This is a genomic window from Pseudomonas sp. SWRI77 (assembly GCF_014269105.1).
Classification (GTDB): domain Bacteria; phylum Pseudomonadota; class Gammaproteobacteria; order Pseudomonadales; family Pseudomonadaceae; genus Aquipseudomonas; species Aquipseudomonas capeferrum.
Window position 1 is genome coordinate 119120 of the sequence record NZ_JABWRV010000005.1, and the last position, 25640, is coordinate 144759.

The window sequence follows — 25640 nt, forward strand, 5'->3', positions numbered from 1 at the left end:
CGCTCCTACAGAACGGTTGAAACAGGTATCCCGATGTCGCCCTCGACGAAGCACCCGCAGGCGCTCGCCGCTCTACTGGACAGCACAACAATGATGACGCGGCCCGACCGTGTCACGTTCATTCAGGCTGCCAATGGAAACCGGAGAGCATCCGCATGTCCACACCTCATGAGGTATCCCCCGCCACCCTGCGCCGGGTGATCGCCGCCTCGGCCATCGGCAACTTCGTCGAGTGGTTCGACTTCGCCGTCTATGGCTTTCTCGCAACCCTTATCGCCAGCCAGTTCTTCGCCAGTGAAGATGCCAGCGTGGCCTTGCTCAAGACCTTCGCCGTGTTTGCCGTGGCGTTTGCCCTGCGCCCGCTGGGCGGGATCGTGTTCGGCGCGCTGGGCGACCGCCTTGGGCGCAAGCGCATTCTGTCGCTGACCATCTTGTTGATGGCCGGCTCCACCACCTTGATCGGTTTGCTGCCGACCTATGCCAGCATTGGCCTGGCGGCCCCTGTCCTGCTAACCCTGGCCCGTTGCCTGCAAGGCTTCTCGGCAGGCGGCGAGTATGCCGGTGCCTGCGCCTACCTGATGGAACATGCGCCAAACGACAAGCGCGCGTTCTACGGCAGCTTCGTGCCGGTCTCGACCTTTTCCGCCTTTGCCTGCGCGGCGGTGATCGCCTATGGCCTGGAAGCAAGCCTGACGGCCGAGGCCATGAGCAGCTGGGGCTGGCGCGTGCCATTCCTGATCGCCGCCCCGCTGGGGTTGGTGGGCCTGTACCTGCGCTGGCGCATGGAGGAAACCCCGGCGTTCCGCGAAGCCGTGGCACAGGGCAAAGAACATGAGCATTCACCGCTCAAGGAGACCCTGCGCAACCATGGCCGGGCCATCCGCAACCTGGGGGCGTTCATCTCGCTGACGGCGCTGTCGTTCTATATGTTCACCACCTACTTTGCCACCTACCTGCAGCTGGTCGGCAACCTGACCCGCGCCCAGTCGCTGCTGGTAACCACCGTGGCCTTGCTGTTCGCCGCCGTCGGCTGCCCGCTGGCTGGGGCGTTTTCCGACCGGGTGGGGCGGCGCAAGACCATTGGCTTTACCTGCCTGTGGGTGATGATCTGCGTGTTCCCTGCGTATTGGCTGGCCAGTTCCGGTTCGCTGTTCGGGGCGCTGCTGGGGGTGATTCTGCTGGCGGTGGGTGCGTTGTGCAGTGGCGTGGTGACCGCGGCATTACTGTCGGAAAGCTTCCCGACGCGGACCCGCTACACCGCCTCGGCGATCACCTACAACGTCGCGTATACGCTGTTTGGCGGCACTGCGCCATTGGTCGCTACCTGGTTGATCGGGCAGACCGGCAGCAGCCTGGCACCGGCATTCTACCTGGTGGTGATTGCACTGGTGGCGCTGGTGGGCGGGTCGGCGCTGCCGGAGACGTCGCGGATTTCTCTGCATGATGAGGCAGGCGTCGACGGCGTGCAGGTTACAGCGCGTAGTAACGTTTGAGCGTATGGGGCCGCCTTGCGGCCCCGGCATTCTCAGCCTTCTTGCTCCTCATCGCGCCGATACGCCCACTGGTACAACGCCGGCAGCACCAGTAACGTCAACGCCGTCGACGACAGGATCCCGCCAATCACCACGGTCGCCAGCGGCCGCTGCACTTCTGCTCCGGTCCCGGTCGCCAACGCCATCGGAATGAACCCCAGCGATGCCACCAGCGCGGTCATCAGCACCGGCCGCAAGCGCGTCAGCGCGCCCTCTTCGACCGCCGTGCGCAAGGGACGCCCTTCCTCGCGCAGGCTGCGGATAAAGGCGATCATCACCAGGCCATTGAGCACCGCCACCCCCGACAGGGCGATAAAGCCCACCCCGGCCGAAATGGACATCGGGATATCCCGCAGCCACAACGCCAGTCCCCCCCCGGTCAAGGCAAACGGGATACCGGTGAACACCAGCAAGCCATCCTTGAGGTTGTTGAACATCATCAGCAGCAGCGCCAGCACCAGCAGCAAGGCCACCGGCACCACCACCTGCAGACGCTCGGCCGCCGACTGCAACTGCTCGAACTGGCCACCCCAGCGCGTCCAGTAACCGGGCGGGATCTGTACCTGCTCGATCAGGGCCTGTTCGGCCTGGCGCACAAACGATCCAAGGTCGCGCCCGCGCACGTTGGCACTGACCACCACCACGCGCTTGCCATCCTCACGGCTGACCTGGTTCGGCCCCAACTGCAGGTTCAGTGACGCCACCTGCGACAGCGGGATGAAGCCGATCTGGGCAGCACCGGCTGCGCTGCTGGCCGGTACCGGAATCAACAGGCCAGAAAGCCCGTCGACATCGGTGCGCAAGGCCTCGGACAGCCGCACCACCATGTCGAAACGCCGGTCGCCCTCATACAACGTGCCGGCCGTGCGCCCGCCCACGGCAATGGCGATGGCGTCCTGCACGTCGCCCACGTTCAGGCCATACCGGGCAGCCTTGTCGCGGTCGATGTCAATGGTCAGCACCGGCAAGCCCGTGGTCTGCTCGACCTTCACCTCAGAAGCACCTGGTACGTTCTGCAGGCTGCTGGCGACCGCTGCGGCGGTACGGTTAAGCACGTCCATGTCATCGCCGAAGATCTTCACCGCCACATCACTGCGCACGCCCGAAATCAGTTCGTTGAAGCGCAACTGGATCGGTTGCGACAACTCGTAGTTGCTGCCCGGCACACTGGCGGCGGCGCGCTGCACCTCGGCAATCAATGCTTCACGCGATTTACCCGGGTCAGCCCATTGCGCATGCGGGCGCAACATGACGTAGGCATCGGAGATGTTCGGCGGCATCGGGTCGGAGGCGATTTCGGCGGTACCGGTACGGGCAAACACGCGCTCCACCTCCGGGACCTCGGCAATGATCGCCCGTTCCAGGCGCTGCTGCATGTCCACCGACTGCGTCAGGCTGGTGCCTGGCACACGCAGGGCTTGCAGGGCGAAGTCGCCCTCGCTGAGGCTGGGGATGAACTCGCTGCCCATGCGGCTGGCCATCACCCCGGACAACAGCACCAGCACCGCCGCCGCACTGAACGCCAGCTTGCGGCGGCCCAGTACCCAGCCCAGCACCGGTGCATAGCGCTGGCGCGCGGTGCGCATGACCAGGCCTTCTTCTTCCTTGACCTTGCCGGTCACGAACAGCGCAATTGCTGCGGGCACGAAGGTCACCGAAAGGATCATCGCGCCCAATAGGGCAATGACCACGGTGAAGGCCATAGGGTGGAACATCTTGCCTTCGACCCCGGTCAGGGCAAAGATCGGCAGGTACACCACCATGATGATCAACTGCCCGTAGATCAGCGGGCGGCGTGCTTCACGGGCGGCGGCGAACACCTCGTGGAAGCGCTCGGCACGGGTCAGCATGCGGCCATGGCGTTGCTGCGCGTGGGCCAGCCGGCGAATGGCGTTTTCGACGATCACTACCGCGCCATCGACGATGATGCCGAAGTCCAGCGCGCCAAGGCTCATGAGGTTGGCGCTGACCTTGTTGCTGAACATGCCGGTGAAGGTGAACAGCATCGACAACGGGATGACCATGGCGGTAATCAGCGCGGCGCGGATGTTGCCCAGGAACAGAAACAACACGGCGATGACCAGGATCGCGCCTTCGATGAGGTTTTTCTTCACCGTGGCGATGGCTTTTTCGACCAGGTTGGTACGGTCGTACACGGTGACCGCAACCACCCCCTTGGGCAGGTTGCGGTTGATCTCGACCAATTTGGCCGCAACCGCCTGGGAGACCGTGCGGCTGTTCTCGCCGATCAGCATGAACACCGTGCCCAATACCACCTCCCGGCCATTTTCGGTCGCCGCCCCGGCGCGTAGCTCTTGGCCGAGGCCAACCTGGGCGACATGGCTGACGCGTATGGGGGTGCCATCGACGCTGGAAATAACGATGTTGGCGATGTCTTCGGCGGAGTCCACCTGGCCCGGTGCGCGAATCAGCAACTGCTCGCCATTGCGCTCGATATACCCAGCACCGACGTTGGCATTGTTGCGCTCCAGCGCCGCGATCAGGTCATTGAGGGTGAGCTTGTAGGCGGCCAGGCGCTTGAGCTCGGGCGCGATCAGGTACTGCTTGGCATGGCCACCGATGCTGTTGACCTCGGCCACCCCGGGCACGTTGCGCAACTGCGGCTTGATGATCCAGTCCTGGATGACGCGCAGATCGGTCTGGGTGTAGGGCGTACCGTCGTCCTTGAGCGCGCCCTCCTCGGCCTCGACGGTCCACAGGAAGATCTCCCCCAATCCGGTGGAAATCGGCCCCATGCCCGCCTCGATGCCCTCGGGCAACTGCTCCCGCGCCACTTGCAGGCGCTCATTGACCAGTTGCCGGGCGAAGAACAGGTCGGTGTCGTCAGCGAAGATCACCGTGACCTGGGACAAACCCGAACGTGACAACGAACGGGTCTGCTTCAGGCCAGGCAGGCCGGCCATGGCCGTCTCGATGGCGAAAGTGATGCGCTGCTCGGTCTCAAGCGGTGAGTAGCCGGGCGCGGCGGTATTGATCTGCACCTGGACGTTGGTGATGTCCGGGACTGCATCGATCGGCAGTTGCTGGTAGCTGTGAATACCCACTGCGGCCATCAACAGCACGGCAAGCATCACCACCAGGCGCTGCTCGATGGCGAATTGGATCAGACGTTCGAACATGGGTGCGTTCCCGGTTTCAATGGCTGTGCTCGGCAGAACCTTTGCCAAGCTCCGACTTGAGGACGAAGCTGCCGGCGGTGGCAACCTGGGTGCCTGCCGCCAGCCCGGCGGTGACTTCCACCTGGCCTGCGTCGCGGCGGCCGGTCTGCACCGGGCGCGCTTCGAAGCCTTGCTCGGTGCGGACAAACACCACGGTCTGCGCTTCCCAGGTCTGCAGAGCGCTTTCCGGCACCACCACGGCGGCGCCGGCGCGCTCGACGCTGACCGCGATGTTCACGAACAGCCCAGGGCGCCAGGCGCCATTGGGGTTGGCCAGGGTGGCACGCACGGTGGCGGCGCGGTTCTGCTCACCGAGCAGGCTGCCGACATAGTTGACCTTGCCCTCGACCTCGGCCCCCAGGTCCGGTGCACTGACCGTGACGCTGCGGCCGGTGACCACTCTGTTCAAATCGCGCGGGGCCACGGCGAACGTCGCCCAGACACGGCTGAGGTCGGACAAGGTGAACGCATTGCTGGTCTCGTCGACCACCTCGCCCACGGTCAGGTGCTTTTCCACCACCACCGCATCGAAGGGGGCACGCAGCTCATAGCGGTTGCCGGCGCCGGCCGGGCCGACTGCCGCGACCTTCTGCCGGGCGTTTGCCAAGGCGATCTCGGCCTCTTGCAACGCCTGTCGAGCCTGCAGGTAATCTTGTTCGGCACTGATGCGTTCCTGCCACAGCTGTTGTTCGCGCTGGAAGGTCAGGCGTGCCAGCTCCAGGCGGCGCTGCGCGGCCTGTTGTTCGCTGCGCAGGTCGGAAATCTGCTGGCTGGCGATCACCGCCAGCACCTGGCCGCGCTTTACCGCCTGGCCAAGGTCAGCCTGCACCGACTCCACCACGCCAGGTACACGGGGTACGACGTGGGCGGTGCGGTCTTCATCGAAGCGAATTTCACCCGGGAAGTTGATGGCGGTGCCCAGCTCACGAGGGCCGGCCGCCGCCAACTGCACGCCTGCCGCCTCGATCTGGGCGCCGGACAGGTGCAGTTGGCCCGCCTCGTCTTCGTGGTCTTCGCCGGCCTGTTCATCAGCGTGGCCGTGGCTATCTTCGCCATGCGCGTCGTGTTGGGCTTCGCCGCTGCTGGCCTGGCCGAGGTTGCCGGTCCAGGCCAGGCCACCGAGGCCGAGCACGGCCAAGGCGACAGCCAGCATGGCAATCTTGCGTGGGTTATCCATTGTTGCTCCTGCTGTAGGATTTTTTGCGAATCACAAACTGCCTTCGAGGTCGCCATAGACCCGCTCGAGCTGGGCCCGCGCATCGGTCGCCGCGGCCAATGCAGCCAGATACAACCCGCGCGCCTCAATCAACGTGCGCTGGGCATCGAGCACATCGAGGAAGGCGAACTTGCCCATCTCGAAGCCGCGGGTGGCGGTGTCCACCGCCTGCTGCGCCGAGGGCAGGATGGTGCGGTCGTAGGCCTGCACCTCCTGCATGGCCGTGGCCCACTGGCTGAGGGCGCTGCGGGTTTCACTGCGCAAGCGCAGCTCGACAGCATTGCGCAGGTCACGTGCCTGGTCGGCCCGGCGCGCGGCCACCAGCACGTTGCCCTGGTTGCGGTCGAACAACGGCAGGGGCATGGACAGCCCGACCACATTGACCCGCTCGCGGTCCTCGCGGCTGTACTGGCTGCCAAGGCTGACGGTGAGGTCGGGGATGCGTTGGGCCTTTTCCGAGACCAGCGACGCTTCACCGCGTTCGACCTGCGCCGCTGCCAGGCGCCACTCGGCGGTTTGCTCGACCTTGTCGAGCAGGGCCTCGGCCGTGGGCGCGGCACCCGGCGACAGCTTGGCGGCTTGCAGGTGGTCGAAGGTCGCCAGCGGGCTACCTGTCAGCCGCGCCAAGGCCTGGTAGGCCACGCTGCGCTGCGAAGCCGCGCGGCCTACCTCAGACTGTGCCTGGGCCAGTTGCACCTGGGCGCGCGTAGCCTCCACCGGCGAAGCCTGGCCGGCCGTAACACGCCCTTGCACCACACGCAGCCCACGCTCGGTCAGCGCCTGCGACTGCTGCGCGAGTTCCAGCGCCGTTTGCGCACGCAACGCCGTGTGAAAGGCCTGTACCACATCGGCGCGCAAGCCATTGCGCTGTCGCTCCAGTTCAAGCTGGGCGATGGCCTGCCCGATGGTGGCCACGGCGACGCGCGCCCCGCGCTTGCCACCCAGTTCAAATGGCTGGCTCAGGGTGACGGTGGTAGTGCGGGTATCGCGGCGAGTGTCCTCGGCCTCCCAGGACAGTTCCGGGTTGGGCAGCAAACCCGCCTGGTGCCGCTCGCCCTCGGCGACACCCACTTCACGGCCGGCGGCGGCGAGTTCCGGGTTATGCGCAAAAGCGGCGGCCAGCGCTTCAGGCAGGCTCAGGCCGGCATTGGCCTGGGCACTGCCGATGGCCGCCAATAGCAGGCTGAGCAAGGCGATCTTGCGGGGGATGGCATGGGTGCGGGGCACGAAACAGGTCCTCGTCGGCGAGCGTTGGCGAGGGACTGTAGGGTGGCGTGCTTATCGGGGTGGTGGCGGCAACATTACAATTCTGTCATCCGAAGAATGCCGGCCATGGCGCAAAACGTCCGGTTATCGCCCACTATCCGGCCACAGCGGCTCCATGCAATTGACGAAACTAACCAGGTGGTACAAATATAAGCGCAACCAAAAACAACAAAGCGATGCCTGTCATGAAGCCCCTTATTCTTGTGCTGAACGGCCCTAACCTGAACATGCTGGGCACCCGCGAGCCTACCCAGTATGGTCGCGAAACCCTCGCCGACCTCGCCCAGGGCTGCGCCGACAGCGCCCACACCCTGGGCCTGGATATCGAATTTCGCCAGACCAACCACGAGGGCGAACTGATCGATTGGATCCACGCGGCCCGTGGCCGCTGCGCCGGTATCCTGATCAACCCCGGCGCCTGGACCCACACCTCGGTGGCCATCCGCGACGCCCTGGTTGCCAGTGAACTGCCGGTCATCGAGGTGCACCTGTCGAACGTGCACAAACGCGAACCCTTCCGCCACCTGTCGTTCGTCTCGTCGATTGCCGTTGGCGTGATCTGCGGCCTCGGCAGCCATGGCTACCGCCTGGCCCTGAGCCATTTCGCAGACATGCTGCGGGAGCAGGCAGCATGAGCAAACAAGCCATCCTCGCCGGCCTGATCGGCCGTGGCATCCAGCTGTCACGCACCCCGGCGCTGCACGAGCACGAAGGCGACGCTCAAGCGCTGCGCTACCTTTATCGCCTGATCGATGCCGATCAGTTGCAGTTGGACGACAGCGCCCTGCCCGGCCTGCTCGATGCCGCACAGCACACCGGCTTCACCGGGCTCAACATCACCTACCCGTTCAAGCAGGCGATTCTGCCGCTGCTCGACGACCTGTCGGATGAAGCGCGCGGGATCGGCGCGGTGAACACCGTGGTGCTCAAGGACGGCAAGCGGGTTGGCCACAATACCGACTGCCTGGGTTTTGCCGAAGGCATGCGCCGCGGCTTGCCAGATGTGGCACGCCGGCAGGTGGTGCAGATGGGAGCTGGCGGCGCCGGTTCAGCGGTGGCCCATGCCCTGTTGGGTGGCGGCGTGGAACAGCTGGTGCTGTTCGAGGTGGACACTGCGCGGGCGCAAGCACTGGTCGACAACCTCAACGCGCACTTCGGCGCAGGCCGAGCAGTGGTCGGTACAGACTTGAGCGCGGCAGTGGCCGAGGCAGACGGGTTGGTCAATACCACGCCAGTGGGCATGGCCAAGCTGCCGGGGACGCCGTTGCCGGTGGCGCTGCTGCACGCACGTTTATGGGTGGCGGAGATCATCTACTTCCCGCTGGAAACCGAACTGTTGCGGGCAGCGCGAGCGCTGGGCTGCCGTACGCTGGACGGCAGCAACATGGCGGTGTTCCAGGCGGTCAAGGCGTTCGAACTGTTCAGCGGGCGCGAGGCCGATGCGGGGCGGATGCAGGCCCACTTTGCCAGTTTCAGCTGAACCGGCATCGGCAATTTCGCGGGTTTGCCCCGCGAAAGTGCCGGCACAGGCCGATCAAGCCTTTTCATCCAGCAATGCCTGTATCACCTGTTCCTGCGCGCCATAGTCCCCCTCGCCAAAATGCACATGGCGTACCTGCCCTTTGCGGTCGACAAAATAATGCGCCGGCCAGAACTGGTTGCCCCAGGCATTCCACACCTGATGGTCGTTGTCCACTGCCACGGGGTAAGCGATCCCCAGCATGGCCACCTTGTCGCGCAAGGTTGCAACATCATGCTCGTAATCGTATTCAGGCGTATGCACGCCGACCACGACCAGGCCCTGGTCGGCGTAGCGCCGTGCCCAGTCATTCACATGCGGCAGGCTGCGCTGGCAGTTGATGCAGTCCCAGGTCCAGAAGTCCACCAGCACCACCTTGCCTTTGAGTGCCGGCGCATCCAGTGGCGGGGAGTTCAGCCACTGGCTGGCGCCCACCAGCGAAGGCATGGCGCCGTAACTGTCGCCTGCATTCAGGTAACCGGCCAGGCCCAGGCTTGTCAGCGCCAGCGCCAGGCCGCCCACCTTCAGCGCCAGGCGCCGATCAATTCTCATGGCAGCCGCCGGTGGCGTAGGAGCGGTATTGCACGCTCCGCTGCTGCCCTTTGGAGTCGAGATAGTCCATGCGGGTGTTGACCAGGCCGCAGGTGTTGCTTTGATCATCCTGCACCGACAAGACTTTCTTCACATCCAGGTGATCACCGTAACGGTACTGCATGACACTGGCATCGTTCATCGGCGCCATGGCGGCCTGGGCGGTCAAGGCGCCGAAGCTGAGCACGGCAAGCAGGCTGGCGCTGGCGATGGATTTGAGGTTCATGGCAACTCTCCTGTGGAACGCTGGGGGCGGGGAGGATTGCTCCCCGGTCGAGAGCCATTACACGTCCGCCAGGTATCCCGTATGTGTCACCTGAGCCTGTGATCTGCTTCCTCCTGTATCTGTACCCGCAGCAGATACACTGCAATACAAAGCCCCGCAGGCAAGCCCGATAACGCTCGGTACACTGCGCCCACCCCCTTCCACACAGGAACGCTGCGCATGGAACACGTCGATCACATCCTGATCGTCGACGACGACCGCGAGATCCGCGAACTGGTCGGCAACTACCTGAAGAAGAACGGCCTGCGCACCAGCATCGTCGCCGATGGCCGGCAGATGCGCGCCTTTCTCGAAGCCAACAGCGTCGACCTGATCGTCCTCGACATCATGATGCCCGGCGACGATGGCCTGTTGCTGTGCCGTGAACTGCGCGCCAGCAAGCACCGCAACACGCCGGTGCTGATGCTGACTGCGCGCAACGATGAAACCGACCGCATCATCGGCCTGGAGATGGGCGCCGACGACTACCTGACCAAACCGTTCTCCGCACGCGAACTGCTGGCCCGCATCAATGCCGTGCTGCGCCGCACGCGCATGCTGCCGCCCAACCTGACCATCAGTGAAAGCAGCCGCCTGCTTGCCTTCGGCCCGTGGCGCCTGGACACCACCGCACGCCACCTGCTCGACAGCGAAGATACCCTGGTGGCCCTGAGCGGCGCCGAGTACCGGCTGTTGCGGGTATTCCTCGACCACCCGCAGCGGGTACTCAGCCGCGAACAACTGCTCAACCTGACCCAGGGCCGCGAGGCGGACATCTTCGACCGCTCCATCGACCTGCTGGTCAGCCGCCTGCGCCAGCGCCTGGGGGACGACGCCCGCGAACCTGCCTGCATCAAGACCGTGCGCAGCGAGGGCTATGTGTTCTCACTGCCGGTGCAACTGCTCGAGTCGCCCTCATGAAATGGCCACGTACCCTGGCCTCGCGCCTGGCGCTGATCTTCTTCACGGGCCTGGTGCTGGCCTATGGGCTTTCGTTCGGCCTGCAAGCCTATGAGCGCTACATCAGCAGCCGTTCGATGATGCTCAGCAACCTGGAGCAGGACGTCGCCACGTCGGTGGCCATCCTCGACCGCCTGCCCGCAGCCGAACGCGCTGCCTGGCTGCCACGCCTGGAACGGCGCACCTACCGCTACCACCTTGACCAGGGCCTGCAAGGCCAGGCGATGCCGACCAGCGACCCGCCCATGGCCGCTGAGTCGATCGTCAAGGCCATCGGCGACGACTATCGCCTTACCTTCCAGGAGATCCCAGGCCCGAATGCGCACTTTCAGGTGCACTTGACCCTGGCCGACGGCGCCCCCCTGACCCTCGACGTCACCCCGGCAAGCGTACCGGTGGCCCGCTGGCTGCCTGTGGTGCTGCTGATCCAGCTGGCCTTGCTGTTGCTGTGCACCTGGCTGGCAGTGCGCCTGGCCATCGGGCCGCTCACCCGCCTGTCGCAGGCGGTGGACAACCTCGACCCGGACAAGCCCGGTGTACAACTGGACGAAAGCGGCCCACGCGAAGTGAAGTACGCCGCCGTCGCCTTCAATGCCTTGCAAGCGCGCATCGCGGCCTACCTCAAGGAGCGCATGCAGCTGCTGGCAGCGATTTCCCACGACCTGCAAACCCCCATCACCCGCATGAAGCTGCGCGTCGAAGTGATGGACGAGGGGGTCGAGAAAGACAAGCTGTGGCATGACCTGAGTGCCATGGAGCACCTGGTACGCGAAGGTGTGGCGTATGCCCGCAGCATGGACATCAACACCGAGGCCCCGTGCCGGATCAACCTCGGCGCGTTCCTCGACAGCCTGGTGTTCGATTACCAGGACAGCGGCGCCCAGGTCGAACGGCACGGCAACGCCGATGGCCTGTTGGAAACCCGCCCGCATGCACTGCGCAGGGTGCTGGTCAACCTGGTGGACAATGCCCTCAAGTTCGCTGGCAAAGCACAACTGGAGGTCAGCCATGAACAGGGCTGCACCCGAATTCGGGTTCTCGATGACGGCCCCGGTATCCCGGACGATGAGCTCAATGAGGTGCTCAAGCCCTTTTACCGGGTAGAAAGCTCGCGCAACCGCAGTACCGGGGGCACAGGGCTGGGGTTGGCGATCGCTCAGCAATTGACCCAGGCCATGGGCGGGCGCTTGACCCTGAGCAATCGCCAGGGCGGCGGACTGTGTGCAGAAATCGAGCTGCGGTGAGTTCAGGCCCTACTCCTGGCTTACACAACCGATGGCTACAGTCCGATACACACTGACGCATCCACCGACACACTGCCGATACGCCACCGCTACACACTCCTGGCCACACAATGGCACACCAGGAGTTACAGCGATGAAACCGCTAAGCATGACGGCAATCACCCACGCGTTCACCCGTATCGACCGTATCGGCAGCTGGAGCGCCGACCTGCCGCTGCGGCTGTTTCTGGCCTGGGAGTTCTTCGAGTCTGGCTGGGAGAAATTCACCGGCTACAACTGGTTCGGTCACCTGCAGTCGAACTTGCCGTTTCCCTTCAGCGCACTGCCGGCAGAACTGAACTGGCAACTCTCGATGTGGGCCGAATTGGTGCTGCCTGTGCTTCTGCTGCTTGGCCTGGGTACGCGGCTGGCCTCGGCCGGGCTCATGGTCGTTACTGTGGTGGCCATCGCGGCGGTGCACTGGCCGGCACAGTGGTCGGGCCTTGGGGAGCTGGCACAGGGGTATGCGATCACCGACCAGGGCTTTGGCAACTTCAAGTTGCCAGTGATCTACTTGGTGGCATTGCTGCCACTGCTGCTCCAGGGCGCCGGCCGTCTGAGCCTTGACCATTGGCTCCGGGCACGGCTCGCGGCCAGAGGCTGAATAGCAATGAAATGATTATTCAGGATAGGTTGGTAACCCCAACCCTATCCCCTGCCTGCCTCAGCCTGCCCCGGCAACCGTACCGATAACAACCCCTTGCGCGCGCAAGCTTTCCAGCAGTGCCAAGCCCTGCCCCTGGTCCGCTGCCAGTGCTTGCAGGCGCTCCCGCCCCGTGCCCCCCACCTCGGCCAGCAAGCGATAGGCCATGGGCGCCAGACGGGCGAAGCGCACCTGCAACCCGACATCTCGGTAGACCAGCAGCAACGTGGGCGCCTCAGGCACCGCCTGCGGCTGATAGCCAGGGCCGATACGCTCGACAGGCCAACGGTAAGCCAACACCCTGGCCATGCACGACAGCAGCGGCTCGCCCTGCAGCAGGTCCCCCTGCGGATCATGCGCCGGGTCCTGGGCATCGCTCAGGTACAGCTGGGCTTCGACCCACTCGTAGTGGGCGAGCTCCAGCTGCCACGGAGCATCGAGCTCGACACCCTGGAGGTAGTCGATGAACGTCTCGGCGATTTCGGTGAACAAAGGTGTCTGGCTGCGGTAGTTGGCATAAAAATCACGCACCCGGGCATGCCAGTGCGGCTCGCCCAGGGTTTGCCGCATCACCGGGAAGCTGCCGGCCAACAGACCCTCGATGGTGTCGTAGAACAGTTCACGGTAAACCTTCAAGCGGCGCGCTTCGATGCCAGGCGGTGGGCCATGCCGGGCCGGATCACGCAAATGCCGCGCCAGTGTGTACTGCTGTTCACGCAACACTTCGCGCATGCGCCACCTCCTGCTGCACAGCACGCATGCGGGCGAGTTCGTCGAGCAGTTCGGCCAATGGCGGGTAATTGAAGTCACGCTCAAGCACCGTCGGCTTGGCACCGAAACACTTGCAGGCCATCGCGAACAAGGCCCACACATCTTCTTTTACCGGTGCTCCGTGGGTGTCGACCTTGAGGTCGGGGGCCTCATCGTAGTGACCCGCCACATGCATGCCGATGACCCTCGCCTGTGGCAGCCCCTGAAGGAACGCCTGCGCATCGTAAGCATGGTTGCACGCGTTGACGAACACGTTGTTGACGTCCAGCAGCAGGTCGCAATCAGCCTCGTCGAGCACCGCACGGATGAAATCCAACTCGCTCATCGCCTGGTAAGGCGCTGCGTAGTAGCTGATGTTTTCCACGGCGATGCGCCGCTGCAGGTGGTCCTGGGCCTGTCGGATCCTGGCGGCAACGTGATGTACCGCCTCTTCGGTGAAAGGCATCGGCAACAGGTCATAAAGGTGGCCGTCATCGCTGCAGTAACTCAAGTGTTCGCTGTACAGGCGTACCTGGTAGCGATCGAGGAAGTCACGGGTCTGGTCCAGAAAGCTCCGATCAAGCGGCAGGCTGCCGCCAAGGGACAGGGACAGGCCGTGGCAGGCCAGGGCAAAGCGTTCGGTCAGTTGCGCCAGGCCTCGGCCATAGGCACCGCCGACAGCGATCCAGTTTTCCGGCGCACATTCGAGAAAGTCCACTGCGCCCTCTTCAAGGGTCAACAACTCGGGCATCAGGCCACGGCGCAGGCCAAGGCCTGTAAACAAGCGAGAGGTAGTCATCGATAAGTCTCCGCAACATGCACAACGCCCCACCTGACCAGCAGGCGGGGCGTTGTGGCATTTCAAAGATTGAAGTCAGGACTTACCAGTCACCTTGGCATCACCCGCCTTGCCAGCGGCGCCACATTTACCTTCACCGCATTTACCTTCGCCCTCGCTGGCCTTCTTGTCGCCACCGCATTTGCCTTCACCTTGGCTGGCCTTGTTGCTGCCCCCGCACTTGCCTTCGCCACATTTGCCCTCGCCGGCAACCTTAGCCGAAGCCAGTTGATAACCCTGGGACAGGGGCTCGACAGCGAACGCGCTGCTGCCAAAGGCCATGCTGCCGAGCAGTGCGGCGCCGAGCAGGCCGAGGGTGTTCCGTGCATGAGTCATGATGTTGCTCCACTGTGGTTGGGGTGTGGAGCCATTAGGCCGCGTGGGTGTGTCGGGGATGTATCGCCGATGTCCGAATTTTGTACAGAAATGGGTCTGCAGCCGTGCAGGATACAGTGCGATACAAAGCGCCCGCCCCTGCGGCCAGGGAGCGGGCGAAGGCGATCAGTCCTCCAGCGGTTTGGGCGGTGCAGCTGGCTTGGCCGGTTTGACCGGTTTGCTGTCCTTGCCCTTGGCTTCTGGCGCTGCCGCGACAGGCTCCGGCGCCGTCACGGCCTTCTCGCTCGCCGGCAGTTCATCGACCGCCTTGAGGATGGCCTGCGGGTCGATCGGCTCGCCGGTCGCGTCATCCTTGAGCATGTGCCGTTCACCGTCCTTGCCCACCAGGATCACCTTGGTACCCGCGCTCGCGCCGAGCTTGAGCTCGCGGATCAGGGCCATGGTGGTCTGCTGCTCGAGGTTCTTGTCCTCGCGCTTGCCCACCATTTTGGCCACGCTGTACAGCACCAGGCTGCGCTCCTTGAAGGCCGCCTGAATGGCAGGGTCTTCCAGTGCTTTATTCAACCCGCGCAGTGTCGGGTCGGCTGTACTGGGGGCGATGATCACCAAAGGCCGTGCCTTGCCCAACTCCTTGGCCAAAGGCGCGTCGCTGTCTGCGGCGAACAGTGGGCTGGTGACGGCGAGCAAGGTGGCGAGGGTCAGTGACCGAACGAGCATACACATCTCCTTAATATCTCGATAAACCAATGACTGCAGATCACGGAGAAAAATCCGACCTGGAGCCTAAACCACTTCAAACACTCGGTGTGTCAGGGAAAAGTAACGGGCAATTTCCAGCCATGCGTCAGAACAGGATGACGGCCTTTACCGAACACGCCGCCCTGTCACTGAGCATAGTCCAAAGCCGCTGCAGAGACGGCTGTGCCCTGCCAGTCGGGGCCATTACACATCGATACCCGCATCCGTGGGCCCGGCTTCGAGTGCCGCCAGCGTCATGTCGAGCATCAGCCCCCGCCGTGCTGCGCGCTGTTCGCCAAGAATGGCATCGGACTGTGCCTGTCTGGTCTCGTCGGTCAGCGCCTCATCATCGAGTACGCTGTCGAGCCGGCGCCGGAACGGCCTGTCGACTTGCGCGAAACGTTCCGGGTGAGTGCGTTCCAGGTGCGCCTGCCAGAAGGTCCGGTCCACCAGCGAACGGGCGACCTGCTCTTGCGTCTCGGCCTCAAGCACTTGCGCTTCGACCCGTGCAAGGTGCGCTTCAGTCACCCCTGCCAGTGGCCGAAAACTCATGTCTCCCACTTGAATGGGCAAGCCCAGACGATCACGCAATCCAAGGCGATAGGCGAGCCCCACCTCGCTTTCATCCGGGTTGCCACCGCGATCAAGAATGTCGCGCACGGCAAGGCGGTCGACTTCATCCAGACGCCACAAACGCCGCCCCAACGCCAGCAAGGCATGCTCCGTATTACCTTGCGCATCCGCACGGGCTTGCCACACCAGCACATTCAACTCAAGGTTGCTGAGGCACCAGGTAGCGCCATCCTGACAACCCCACTCGTCGTTGGCGATGTCCAACAATGCCTGACGCAGAGCGGGTTCCTTGGACATCGCCTGCAGCACAGCCAGTACCCGCTGCGAGAGTGCCTGGGGATTGATGTGAAAATCCGCAGACTGCAGCAACTGCTGCAGCACGCGAAAGAAACGCTCTGCAGGCTCGCCTACATCTACCGCCTCCCATGCAGCGATCAGCAGGCCACGGTGCTGCGGACCGATAGCATCCCCCCAAACCTCCCGGCTACGGACAAACTGTTCTCGCAGCAAGGCCTCGTCCAGCGGCACGAGAGGTGCCATGGACGAAGCCTGCAGACGCACCAGCTCGTCGCCTTCCAGCGGATTGCCGGCCAACCTGGTGCGCCGCCGAACCCCGGGCGGCAGTTGATAGAACCAGTGGGGGATCTGGGTAATGCGGTTTTCACGCATATCCATGAGAACCAGGTTTGAACGGCTGGCCATACCATGGGGAAAATGCGTCAGGCCAGTGTTGCGCAAGTTCAACCAGCGCAGCGTAGTCAACCCACTCAGGGTAAAGGTGCGCCCCAATGGGTTGTGGGATAGGTCGATGTACTCCAAGTTTGTGGCGCTTGCCAAGGTAGCCGCCTGGCTGGTGCTCAACACGATTCGGTTATTGGTCAGGGTAAGCTGACGCAAGTACGGTAGCTGCAACAAGGGCTGCGGCAATTGAGTCAGGAGGTTCCCGCCCAGGTCCAGCATGCTCAGGCGCGAGAAGGCGAGCAGGAAACTCGCAGGAACGTCTCGAAGTTCCAAGCGCAGCAGGGACAGATCGGAAACATGAGCGAAGCTGACCTGGGCCGGTATTTCCGGCAGCCCTTCAGGGTTCATGTTGTACAAGACCATGCGATAGTTGTGGTCGGTGTTGAGGTGGGTTTGCCCGGCGTCGGTGGTGCGCTGCCAACAATCGATCAGCGTGTCGCGCAAGCAGGCCCGGTCCTCCCTGGTTTCACCTACGGCCTCCCCAACCCATGCGTCCAGGCTGTTGCGCAGCGCCCTGTACTCTGTGCGCAGCGCGGCCAGTACCGCATCCAGCTGCCGACCCGAGCGCCGCACATTGTCGGCCCATACCGCCACCTGCTCATCACTGAACGACGGAAACAGGTCACGCACCATCGCCCCCAGCGCCCGCTCGGGCCGTCCAGGGCCACCCGAGTTGCTGCCGCCCAAGGGGTAGCCCAAACGGCCATCAGCCAAACGCTGCGGTAGCCGGAAAAAGCCCAGGCGCTGTACACCCAGCAGGCCTTCGACTTCAGCGTGCCGTCGCATGGCCTCACGCGCCAGCGTGACCCTCAGGTTATGGGCGAAAGGCTCGTTCACCTGCATGGCCGCGCGCTGATGCGGTGCATAGGCAGCAGTCATCACCTCGAACAACTCGCCGGTCTGACCTTGCGGTACGCCTTGCGAATCGAGCAATTGGAAGGCGCCATGCTGGTGCAAGAGATCGAAACCGTGAGTGCCCTCCTCAACCGATGACAGCAGTGGCCCACCGCGCTGGCCTTCGAAAAGACGCCAGCGTACACCTTGGTCAGCGCCAGGCAGGTACTTGAGCAACCCCAGTACCACTCGTGCCAGGTCGGCGTTCTGTGGGGTATCCAGGGTCAACGCTTCAAGCACTCGAACCCTGCGGATGTCCGAGACACTGCGCCTGGCCGCTTCGGCCAGGTTCAATGGCACGCGACCGCTTTGCATCAACCGCCGCCGATCATCCCCGTTGGCAGCCGCCAGCAGCGCTCGTGCGGCACGCGAATGCAGCCCCGGAAACACCTTGCGCAGCAAGACAGAACCGGGCGTGTCGCTGGGCTGCACGGCCTCATACAAGTGCCCCAGCAAGTGCCTGCGCTGGGCCCATGCCAGTTCGGCCAACGCCTGGTCTGACGCACCGGAGGCACCTTGCAGGCGCCGGGCATGCTGGAGCACGGTGAAATCCTCAACCTGCTCACCCGCGCGCAAATGGCTGACCACCTGGCGGATCCGCCAGTCAAACCTGGAGCGCTCGGCGCTGTCGAGCATCCCCGGCTCCGGCGCACGCCCGTAAATATGCAGCGCCCGCAGGTGATCGGCGTTGAGCTCATGAAAGCCCAGCACCTGGTCGATCTGCTCGTCACTCATGCTGTCCAACGGCGCGCCAAGACGGCGGAACATGCGGTAGGTGTCGTCCCATTGCGCGGGCTGCTCGGTCCATACCCGCCAGGCGCCAGCGCCGTTGTGGCGTAGCGCAGGCCCGTTGCCACCGCGTGGGCGAAGTTGCCATTGGCCATCGCCAGCCGGCTCGACCACAGGGTAGTGATGCCCGTCCATTTCGACCCAGGCCTGGCCACCGTAGCGCCGAATACCCAAGGCATCCTGGGCCGCCGCACTGCTCGGCGCGATGCTGCGATACGCTGCCAGGTCCTGCTGCCAGAGCTTGGTGCTACCGTCTTCAAGCCGCGCAGGCACCATCGCATCGACCACCGCCGAACGTGCCCACAGCCGCTTGGTCAGCGAGACGCCCGCCGCCGTGGCCGCGACAATTGCAAGGTCGGTGGCGACGTTGGTCAGGTGATCAAGTGCCTGTTGGGTGTCACCGTCATGCAGGGCCTCGATAGCGTGGTAGACCTCGCCCAGCAACTCCCATACGGTCACCGCGAGCACGACCAGCCCCAAGCCCGGTGCAAAGAACGACGCCAGGTTGAGCAGCGCCCACCCTTCTGCGGCCAGCCGTTCGTCATGGGCACGCTGAAGCTCGCGATCAAGCCGAGCCACCGGCACCGCGATCATCGCTGCGTCCTCCTTGATCTGGCGGATTCGCGCCTGCGCCAGGCTGTTGAACAGCGGTGACGGATACGCCTGCAAATACGGTTTCAGGTCAAAACCGGCCCAGTCTGGAAGGTCGTCAAAAGCCGGCACTACCCTGGCGAAAAATGCCTGGCTGTCGCGCCTGAGCACGAAACGGCTGAAGAACCGTTGATACGTCTTGAGGCGCAGGCGATGGCCCAGCGCGCGGTTAAGGTCATCGAGGCTGTCGAATGCACTCCAGGCCGCCACCGGGTCACCCGGCACATGCATCAACAACCGCCGGGTAGTGTTGAACAGGGGCCCTTGATCGATCACTTCGAGCACCACGACCTGCTCAATGGCGCACCCGAGCAGCCTCAGTTGCCTGGCCACCACCAAGTCACCTGCCAGGCGCAACAGCTTGCCCTCAAGGCACATGCTCACCAACAGTTTCAGGTCGCTGGCATCGAGCACCTCTTCTTGCCTGGCCTTGTACCCATCCACCAACATGGCATAGCGGATTGCATCGACCAGCAGCGACTCGATGCGTTTGCGGTTATCGTCGGGCTTGAGGATGGCATCCAGATGACGCTGATAGCCCTCGCCCAGGTCCAGCTCGCGGCACAGTGCGGCAAAGGCGATGGCGGTGGGGAGGTTGTGGGTGCCTGCACGCGGTACCAGCAGCCGGTTGCCGACAGGCTGGCCGCCCGTGCTGGCCTGTTCGGCAGTGAAGTTACGCAGTACCACCTCGAGCAATGGTTTTTCTTCGTACACCAACTTGGTGAGGTGTGCCCCAACGGGTTGAGCGTTGATTACCGGCTCACGGCGCCCTTCGAGAAACGTCAGCCGGCGTGGATTGCCCGTGACGCCATAGCGCTCGGTGAGCGCGTTCTGCAGCGCTGATACGACGAAATGATCGATCCCGTCGATGCGCGCCAGCAGCGCGCCCAGTTGCTGACGGCACTCAAGGCTCTTGGCCAGTGCGCGACTGATCTCCGGCAGCTGCTCAACCGGCGCCTGGCGCAGCCAGCGGGGCAAGCGCTGGCCGATGATGTCATCCTGAAACGCCTCGCTGTCGCGCTGCAGCGTGTCCAGATACGGCAAGCCTGACTCGACATCATTGCCCACGGTAGTGCCCATGCTCAAAGCCTCCTGTTCAGTGAAGAGGCCAGCCTAGGCAGAAGAGGTTGGTCGAGGCGTTAGATAGCTAATGCCCGCACTTAGAACAACGCTAACTGGCTGCCCGTCAACGCCGCGAAATCATCACCGACAAAGGGCAGGATGGCATCGGCCACCGGCTGCAGTTGGCGGCTCAGGTAGTGCTCGTAGTCGATGGGCGCCTTCAGGTTCTCCAAGGGTTCAGGGCCGGCAGTGGTGATCAGGTAGCTGATCCAGCCACCGTTCTGGTACTGCCGTGGACGGCCGAGGCGGCTGTTGTACGCGTCGGCCAGGCGCGCCGCACGCACGTGCGGCGGTACGTTTCGCTGGTAGTCGGCCAGCGGGCGGCGCAAGCGCTTGCGGTAGACCATCAGCTCATCCAGTTCACCGGCCAGGGTCTGTTGCACGTACTGGCGCACGTAGTCGCGGTACGGTTGGCCGCGGAAGATACGCCCGTACAGCGCCTGCTGGAACTCCCGCGCCAGCGGCGACCAGTCGGTGCGCACCGACTCCAGGCCCTTGTACACCATCTGTTCACTGCCGTCGGCGCACTGTACCAGGCCGGCGTAACGCTTTTTGCTGCCCTCTTCGGTGCCGCGAATGGTGGGCATCAGGAAGCGTCGGTAATGGGTTTCGAACTGCAACTCCAGGGCGCTGTCCAGCCCCATCGAATCGTGCAGGTGCTGGCGCCACCACAGGTTCACTTCTGCCACCAACTCACGGCCGATGCGCGCGGCGGCGTCTTCGTCATGGGCGCCCTTGAGCCAGACGAAGGTGGAGTCGGTATCGCCGTAGATCACATCAAAACCACGCGCTTCGATCAATTCACGGGTCTGGCGCATGATCTGGTGGCCGCGCAGGGTGATCGACGACGCCAGGCGCGGGTCAAAGAAGCGGCAGCCGCTGGAACCCAGTACACCGTAGAAGGCATTCATGATGATTTTCAGTGCCTGCGACAGCGGCGCGTTACCCGCGCGCTTGGCCGCCTCCCTGCCCTGCCACACACGCTCGACGATGGCTGGCAGGCAGTGCCGGCTACGGGAGAAGCGAGCGCCGCGAAAGCCGGCCACCGAGTGCTGGTCATCGGGCTGGCGCAGGCCTTCGGCCAGGCCGACCGGGTCGATCAGAAAGGTGCGGATGATCGAGGGGTACAGGCTTTTGTAGTCCAGCACCAGCACCGAATCGTAGAGACCGGGGCGTGAGTCCATCACGAAGCCACCGGGGCTGGCCTCGTCAGGGCGGCTGCCGAGGTTAGGCGCGACAAAGCCCAGGCGGTGCATCTGAGGCATGTACAAATGGCAGAACGCCGCCACCGAGCCACCGCTTCGGTCCACGGCCAACCCCGTGACGCTGGCACGCTCAAGCAGGAATTCGAGTAGGCGGGTATGGGCGAAGATGCGCGTGACCAGTTCGCAGTCCTTGAGGTTGTAGCGTGCCAGCGACGGTTTGTCCTCGGCGAACATGCGGTTGATTTCGTCCATGCGCTGATAAGGTGTGCTGATGGCCTTGCCCTCGCCCAGCAGCGTTTGTGCCACGTTTTCCAGGCTGAACGAAGGGAAGCTCCAGGTGGCCGAACGCAAGGCTTCGATACCGTCGATCAGCAGCCGCCCGGGGGCATCGGCGAATACGTGACCGCCGCTGGCGTGAGCGCGCAGGGTCATGGGCGCGCCGTTGCGCCCCAGGGCCAAAGGCACCTGCAATTGCTTGGCGTGTTCGTGCAACAGGCGCAGGTCGAACTGCACCAGGTTCCAGCCGATGATCGCATCCGGATCGTGCCGGGCCATCCATTGGTTGAGGCACGCGAGCAGCGCGGCAGGGTCGTCGCAGTAATGCAGGTCGAAGTCCACGGCGCTGCTGTCGCCGTTTGCCGGGCCAAGCATGTACACCTGGCGCTGGCCGCAGCCTTCGAGGGCAATACTGTAGAGCTCACCGCGCTGGCTGGTTTCGATATCCAGCGACACCAGGCGCAGTGGCGGGCGATAGTCCGGCAGGGGCTTGAGCTGGGCATCGCAGAGCACGCCGTGGCCGTCGGGTTGGCCGGTGAACTGCACGGGGGCGGTAATGAAGCGCTCCATGAGATAGCGCTCGGGTGGGCGGATGTCCGCCTCGTACACCTCAACGCCGGCGTTGCGCAGGCGTTGCTCCACCTGCATCAACTGGCGATGCTGGCGGCAGTACAGGCCCAGCACCGGGCGCTGATCGAAGTCACGCAGTTGCAAGGGTTTGAGCTCGACGCCCGGCTCGTTGGCCAACAGCACGCGAGCATGCTCGGCTTGCGCCTGGGGGAGGAACGCCACCGACACCTGCGGCGCCAGGCGCAATTGCCGCGGCCCCTGGTCGGTAGCCAGCCAGAACTCCACGCACGTGCCTTCGGGTGTGTCATGCCAATGCCGGGTCAGGACAAAGCCCTGCTGCAAATCCACCGCGTCGACCTCTGGTTGTCTGTTGTGCCTGAAGTGACGATTCTACCCTTTGCAGGGCAGCCTGTGGCTTTGCATGTCTTGCCGGGGCAACTCAGCGCTGTTTTCAGCGGGAACCGGCGACGAACCCGCTACGCCGCCCTGCCCACGCCAGCAGCCACGCCAAGCCGATCAACAGCAACGCCACTGGCGCAAACCACGCGACACCGGCCCCGGTCAGCAGCAAACCGCCAATAATCCCCCCCAACGCAATCGCACTGTTCCACACCGTCACCAGCATCGATTGCGCCACATCACCGCCCTCGCCCGCCGCATCCGCACAGGCCGTCTGCAACAGCGTTGGCGCGCCGCCGTACGTCACGCCCCACAGCGCAATGCTCAGGTACATCGCCCACGAAGACGCCTGCCCCAGCACCAGCGTGGCCACGGCAAACCCGGCGAGGCTCAGCAGCACCAGCTTGCGCAGATGCCGATCGACCAACAACCCGACCAGCCCGATGCCCGCCAGCGCCGATAGGCCGAACACCATCAACACCTGGCCAATCTCGGCGGCCATCCCCGCCGCCGCCAACAGCGGCACGATGTAGGTATAGAGGATGTTGTGGCCCAGGACCCAGGCCAGGATCACCAGCAGCACCCGCGCCACGCCCGGTGTGCGCAACACCTGCAACGCCGCAGGGCGCTTGCCGGCTACCTGCCCCGGGTAATCCGGAACCGCGCGCAATACCCAGACCACCAGCAACAGCGCCACCAGGGTGACCACGACGAAGGTGGCACGCCACCCCAGCATTGCCCCAAGCCAGGTACCAATAGGCAACCCGAGGGACAACGCTATCGGCTGCCCAAGCATGGCCACGGCCATCGCCCGCCCCTGCAAGGCCACCGGGACCATGCGCCGGGCATGGCCGGCGATCAGCCCCCAGGCCAGGCCGGCAGCGGCACCGGTGAAAAAGCGCAGCACCAGGGTAAGAGCGTTGGACGACGACAACACCGTCAAGCCGTTGAACAGCACAAAGCCGCCGATCGCCAGCAGCAAAGCGCGACGGCGATACCAGCCCTGGGTCAGGGTCACCAAGGGAATGGCAGTCAACAACGAACCGAGTGCATAGGCCGTAACCCATTGCCCGGCCATGGCCTGGCTGATGTGCATGCCACCGGCGATCTGGTCCAGCAAACCGGCAGGCAGGGTTTCGCTGAGGATGGCGATAAAGCCGGTCATGGCCAGCGCCAGCAGGCCACTCAGGGGCAGGCGCTCGGCGCGCTCAACCAATGGCGGTGCGCAAGATATCTGGGACATTGCAGGGTGCCTTGAAGTGGAAATCGAGGGCGACAGTGTGCACGGCGGCGGCATTACGGAAAAAGACGGTTACAATGCCGCTCACCCCGGACATCAATGTCCGCAATCAGGAACATGTCATGGACAGCCTCAGCGGCTTCGTGGTCTTCAACCGGGTTGCCGAAACCCGCAGCTTCGTCGCTGCCGGTCAGTCACTGGGCATCACTGCCTCGGCCGTGGGCAAGCGCGTGGCACGGCTGGAAAGTCGCCTGGGTGTGCGCCTGTTCCATCGCAGCACGCGCAGCATCACCCTGACCGCCGAAGGCACGCTGTTTCTAGAGCGCAGCCGGCGCATCCTGGCGGAAATCGAAGCGACCGAGCAGGCGCTGTCCCAGGCCAGCGAAACCCCGCGCGGCCGCCTGCGCGTGAGCCTGCCCCAGGTCACCGGGCTGGTGATGCCGGCGTTGGCCGAGTTCATGGCGCTGTACCCCCAGGTTGAGCTGGACCTGGAGTTCACCGACCGCATGGTGGATATCGTCGGAGAGGGTTTCGATGTGGTCATGCGGGGTGGCCAGCCGCTGGACTCACGCCTCAATGCCAAATTCCTCGGCCACTTCCAGCACCGCCTGGTGGCATCACCCGAATACTTGCGCGAGCGCGGCACGCCCAGCCACCCGCGTGACTTGAGCACACACGCCTGCCTACACTACCGCTTCCCCAGCAACGGCAAGCTGGAGGTCTGGCCGCTGCGCCAGGAGCACCCCGACCAAGGCTATGACATCCCCATTTCGATGGTGTGCAACCACGTCGAGACGCGCATCTGCTTTGCCCTAAACCACCGCGGCATCACCTGCCTGCCAGACTTCAGCGTGCGCCGCGAATTGGCCGCAGGCACACTGGTGAGCGTGCTCGAGAGTTTCATGGAACGGCGTGGCAGCTTCTACCTGCTGTGGCCGTCGGGGCGCCACGTGCCGCCCAAGCTGCGAGTGTTCATCGACTTCATGCTCGAACGGGTATTGCCTGGCGGCCCTCAGCCATACAAGTAGTTGATGTCCTTGTAGGCCAGCGGCGGTACCTGGCCGAACAGAAAATCTCGCAGCTTGTGCATCTGCCGGGCCTTGGGGCTGGATTTGAGCCAGGTCATGTAATAGCCGTCGCCCGTGGCTACCGCGTACTTGAACGGTGTGACCAGGCGCCCTGCCGAAAGATCGGTGGTGGCCAGCACCAGGTCCACCACCGAGATGCCCAACCCTTGCTGAGCCGCCGAGATGCCCTGGTCGAGGGTGTCGAACACCTGCCCTTGGTCGATGCTGATGTCCAGCGCATCCATGCGCGCCAGCCAACGCCGCCAATCGCGTCGGTCCGGGGACGGGTGAAGGAACTCGCATTGGCGCAGGTCGCCCAGGTCGGGCTGCGGTTGTGCCATGTAGTCGGGGTGGCAGACCGGGATCAGCCATTCATCGAACAGTTTGAAGCTCTCGACGTCGGCGGGGAAACGCCCGTTGGCCAGCAGGATGGCGCAGTCGTAGGGTTCGGAATAGAAATCCACGCTGTCGATGTCCATCCACACGCTCGACAGTTGCACGCTGCAGCTGTCGTCGTTCTTCTTGAACCCGTCCAGTGCCCTGAGCAGCCAGCGCATGGTAAGCGTGGACGGGGCCTTGAGGCGCAGGCCGTAGCGGTCCTGACGCAGCAACGCGCAGGCATTCTCGATGATCTTGAAGCCGACCTTGAGCTCCTGGGACAACAGGCGACCGTGCTCGGTCAGGCTCAGTTTCGGGCCACGGCGCTCGAACAGGTCGCAGCCGAACATGGCCTCAAGGGTCTTGATGTGGTGGCTGACTGCCCCTTGGGTCAGCGCCAGCTCCTCCGCCGCACGGGTAAAGGAGCCATAACGAGAGGCCACCTCGAAAGCACGCAAGGCGTGCAGAGCCTGAATCCGTTCCGACATGGCGACGTCCGAAGCATGAGTAAGACTAATAGTAGGTCATAGTTCCACGCGTTTTACAACGTTAAGTCCGTCTCAGAAAATGCATGTAAATAATAAAGATAACCAAGATTCTGCCTGCATATGCCTGGAAC

19 protein-coding genes and 1 pseudogene are annotated in these 25640 nt (G+C 64.0%); 7 read left to right on the forward strand and 13 right to left on the reverse strand.

From position 1 onward, the window contains the following. Nucleotides 1-155 precede the first annotated feature (155 nt). Nucleotides 156-1493, forward strand: coding sequence for an MFS transporter (locus HU766_RS07350; protein ID WP_186654927.1), 1338 nt, complete (start codon nucleotides 156-158; stop codon nucleotides 1491-1493). Nucleotides 1494-1525: 32 nt separating this feature from the next. Here HU766_RS07350 and HU766_RS07355 read toward each other — a convergent pair whose 3' ends face one another. From HU766_RS07355 to HU766_RS07365, 3 genes are read right to left on the reverse strand one after another with little or no spacing between them, the layout of a single operon-like run. Beyond that, nucleotides 1526-4672 (reverse strand): CusA/CzcA family heavy metal efflux RND transporter, encoded by a 3147-nt coding sequence (locus tag HU766_RS07355; protein WP_186654930.1) that lies wholly within the window; start codon nucleotides 4670-4672, stop codon nucleotides 1526-1528. Between the two features lie 16 nt (nucleotides 4673-4688). Then, nucleotides 4689-5888, reverse strand: a complete 1200-nt coding sequence (locus tag HU766_RS07360) for an efflux RND transporter periplasmic adaptor subunit (RefSeq protein WP_186654932.1) — start codon at nucleotides 5886-5888, stop codon at nucleotides 4689-4691. A 30-nt stretch (nucleotides 5889-5918) separates the two neighbouring features. Continuing rightward, nucleotides 5919-7136: a TolC family protein gene (locus HU766_RS07365; protein ID WP_186655258.1), complete on the reverse strand. Its 1218-nt coding sequence runs from the start codon at nucleotides 7134-7136 to the stop codon at nucleotides 5919-5921. Nucleotides 7137-7378: 242 nt separating this feature from the next. Between HU766_RS07365 and aroQ the strand changes: the two genes are divergently transcribed. Then, complete coding sequence (gene aroQ, locus HU766_RS07370) at nucleotides 7379-7828, forward strand: type II 3-dehydroquinate dehydratase (RefSeq protein ID WP_186654935.1); 450 nt, start codon at nucleotides 7379-7381, stop codon at nucleotides 7826-7828. After that, the gene (locus HU766_RS07375; protein WP_047581061.1) at nucleotides 7825-8673 is read left to right on the forward strand and encodes a shikimate dehydrogenase; all 849 of its coding nucleotides are present in this window, start codon (nucleotides 7825-7827) and stop codon (nucleotides 8671-8673) included. Before aroQ ends, HU766_RS07375 begins: the two co-directional genes overlap by 4 nt. A 54-nt stretch (nucleotides 8674-8727) precedes the next feature. On the opposite strand, the gene HU766_RS07380 is transcribed toward HU766_RS07375, so the two are convergent. Both HU766_RS07380 and HU766_RS07385 read right to left on the reverse strand, forming a co-directional pair. Further along, complete coding sequence (locus HU766_RS07380; protein WP_033698975.1) at nucleotides 8728-9264, reverse strand: thioredoxin family protein; 537 nt, start codon at nucleotides 9262-9264, stop codon at nucleotides 8728-8730. After that, nucleotides 9254-9529 carry a DUF2790 domain-containing protein gene (locus HU766_RS07385; RefSeq protein WP_186654937.1) on the reverse strand — a complete coding sequence of 92 codons (276 nt, stop codon included), beginning with the start codon at nucleotides 9527-9529 and terminating at the stop codon, nucleotides 9254-9256. The genes HU766_RS07380 and HU766_RS07385 overlap by 11 nt, the downstream gene beginning before the upstream one ends. A gap of 219 nt (nucleotides 9530-9748) precedes the next feature. On the opposite strand from HU766_RS07385, the gene HU766_RS07390 reads away from it, so the two are divergent. From HU766_RS07390 to HU766_RS07400, 3 genes are all read left to right on the forward strand, one after another. Next, nucleotides 9749-10489 (forward strand): response regulator, encoded by a 741-nt coding sequence (locus HU766_RS07390; protein WP_033698977.1) that lies wholly within the window; start codon nucleotides 9749-9751, stop codon nucleotides 10487-10489. Then, nucleotides 10486-11772 carry a HAMP domain-containing sensor histidine kinase gene (locus tag HU766_RS07395; protein ID WP_186654940.1) on the forward strand — a complete coding sequence of 429 codons (1287 nt, stop codon included), beginning with the start codon at nucleotides 10486-10488 and terminating at the stop codon, nucleotides 11770-11772. Before HU766_RS07390 ends, HU766_RS07395 begins: the two co-directional genes overlap by 4 nt. Before the next feature lie 148 nt (nucleotides 11773-11920). Next, entirely contained in the window at nucleotides 11921-12415 is a 495-nt protein-coding gene (locus HU766_RS07400; protein ID WP_033700153.1) for a DoxX family protein, read from the forward strand. A gap of 60 nt (nucleotides 12416-12475) precedes the next feature. Here the strand turns inward: HU766_RS07400 and HU766_RS07405 are convergent, their stop codons facing one another. From HU766_RS07405 to HU766_RS07435, 7 genes and pseudogenes are all read right to left on the reverse strand, one after another. Beyond that, complete coding sequence (locus HU766_RS07405) at nucleotides 12476-13186, reverse strand: putative DNA-binding domain-containing protein (RefSeq protein WP_186654951.1); 711 nt, start codon at nucleotides 13184-13186, stop codon at nucleotides 12476-12478. After that, nucleotides 13167-14003 carry a DUF692 domain-containing protein gene (locus HU766_RS07410; protein WP_186654954.1) on the reverse strand — a complete coding sequence of 279 codons (837 nt, stop codon included), beginning with the start codon at nucleotides 14001-14003 and terminating at the stop codon, nucleotides 13167-13169. Before HU766_RS07410 ends, HU766_RS07405 begins: the two co-directional genes overlap by 20 nt. 93 nt (nucleotides 14004-14096) lie before the next feature. Beyond that, nucleotides 14097-14378, reverse strand: a pseudogene (locus HU766_RS07415) (EF-hand domain-containing protein); the annotation flags it as partial. A 165-nt stretch (nucleotides 14379-14543) separates the two neighbouring features. Then, nucleotides 14544-15095 (reverse strand): DUF4174 domain-containing protein, encoded by a 552-nt coding sequence (locus HU766_RS07420; RefSeq protein WP_186654957.1) that lies wholly within the window; start codon nucleotides 15093-15095, stop codon nucleotides 14544-14546. A 225-nt stretch (nucleotides 15096-15320) separates the two neighbouring features. Beyond that, a complete protein-coding gene (locus HU766_RS07425) occupies nucleotides 15321-19844 on the reverse strand; it encodes an NEL-type E3 ubiquitin ligase domain-containing protein (protein ID WP_186654959.1) in 4524 nt (1507 codons plus the stop codon). Nucleotides 19845-19924: 80 nt separating this feature from the next. Continuing rightward, nucleotides 19925-22285: a DNA polymerase II gene (locus HU766_RS07430; protein ID WP_186654961.1), complete on the reverse strand. Its 2361-nt coding sequence runs from the start codon at nucleotides 22283-22285 to the stop codon at nucleotides 19925-19927. A gap of 103 nt (nucleotides 22286-22388) precedes the next feature. Further along, entirely contained in the window at nucleotides 22389-23579 is a 1191-nt protein-coding gene (locus HU766_RS07435) for an MFS transporter (protein ID WP_186654964.1), read from the reverse strand. 119 nt (nucleotides 23580-23698) lie between these two features. Here HU766_RS07435 and HU766_RS07440 point away from each other — a divergent pair, with 119 nt between their 5' ends. Then, nucleotides 23699-24604: a LysR family transcriptional regulator gene (locus tag HU766_RS07440; RefSeq protein ID WP_186654966.1), complete on the forward strand. Its 906-nt coding sequence runs from the start codon at nucleotides 23699-23701 to the stop codon at nucleotides 24602-24604. On the opposite strand, the gene HU766_RS07445 is transcribed toward HU766_RS07440, so the two are convergent. Further along, nucleotides 24589-25509: a LysR substrate-binding domain-containing protein gene (locus HU766_RS07445; protein ID WP_033698993.1), complete on the reverse strand. Its 921-nt coding sequence runs from the start codon at nucleotides 25507-25509 to the stop codon at nucleotides 24589-24591. The two genes, HU766_RS07440 and HU766_RS07445, sit on opposite strands and share 16 nt — an antisense overlap. Nucleotides 25510-25640 lie beyond the last annotated feature (131 nt).

What these genes read in the sequence shown, in the direction of transcription:
- HU766_RS07360 (WP_186654932.1), bottom strand. Translation starts at nt 5,888, where the DNA reads ATGGATAACCCACGCAAGATTGCCATGCTGGCTGTCGCCTTGGCCGTG.
- HU766_RS07375 (WP_047581061.1), top strand. Translation starts at nt 7,825, where the DNA reads ATGAGCAAACAAGCCATCCTCGCCGGCCTGATCGGCCGTGGCATCCAG.
- HU766_RS07410 (WP_186654954.1), bottom strand. Translation starts at nt 14,003, where the DNA reads ATGACTACCTCTCGCTTGTTTACAGGCCTTGGCCTGCGCCGTGGCCTG.
- HU766_RS07380 (WP_033698975.1), bottom strand. Translation starts at nt 9,264, where the DNA reads ATGAGAATTGATCGGCGCCTGGCGCTGAAGGTGGGCGGCCTGGCGCTG.
- HU766_RS07420 (WP_186654957.1), bottom strand. Translation starts at nt 15,095, where the DNA reads ATGCTCGTTCGGTCACTGACCCTCGCCACCTTGCTCGCCGTCACCAGC.
- HU766_RS07350 (WP_186654927.1), top strand. Translation starts at nt 156, where the DNA reads ATGTCCACACCTCATGAGGTATCCCCCGCCACCCTGCGCCGGGTGATC.
- HU766_RS07435 (WP_186654964.1), bottom strand. Translation starts at nt 23,579, where the DNA reads ATGTCCCAGATATCTTGCGCACCGCCATTGGTTGAGCGCGCCGAGCGC.
- HU766_RS07355 (WP_186654930.1), bottom strand. Translation starts at nt 4,672, where the DNA reads ATGTTCGAACGTCTGATCCAATTCGCCATCGAGCAGCGCCTGGTGGTG.
- HU766_RS07385 (WP_186654937.1), bottom strand. Translation starts at nt 9,529, where the DNA reads ATGAACCTCAAATCCATCGCCAGCGCCAGCCTGCTTGCCGTGCTCAGC.
- HU766_RS07400 (WP_033700153.1), top strand. Translation starts at nt 11,921, where the DNA reads ATGACGGCAATCACCCACGCGTTCACCCGTATCGACCGTATCGGCAGC.
- HU766_RS07440 (WP_186654966.1), top strand. Translation starts at nt 23,699, where the DNA reads ATGGACAGCCTCAGCGGCTTCGTGGTCTTCAACCGGGTTGCCGAAACC.
- aroQ (WP_186654935.1), top strand. Translation starts at nt 7,379, where the DNA reads ATGAAGCCCCTTATTCTTGTGCTGAACGGCCCTAACCTGAACATGCTG.
- HU766_RS07405 (WP_186654951.1), bottom strand. Translation starts at nt 13,186, where the DNA reads ATGCGCGAAGTGTTGCGTGAACAGCAGTACACACTGGCGCGGCATTTG.
- HU766_RS07395 (WP_186654940.1), top strand. Translation starts at nt 10,486, where the DNA reads ATGAAATGGCCACGTACCCTGGCCTCGCGCCTGGCGCTGATCTTCTTC.
- HU766_RS07445 (WP_033698993.1), bottom strand. Translation starts at nt 25,509, where the DNA reads ATGTCGGAACGGATTCAGGCTCTGCACGCCTTGCGTGCTTTCGAGGTG.
- HU766_RS07425 (WP_186654959.1), bottom strand. Translation starts at nt 19,844, where the DNA reads ATGGGCACTACCGTGGGCAATGATGTCGAGTCAGGCTTGCCGTATCTG.
- HU766_RS07390 (WP_033698977.1), top strand. Translation starts at nt 9,749, where the DNA reads ATGGAACACGTCGATCACATCCTGATCGTCGACGACGACCGCGAGATC.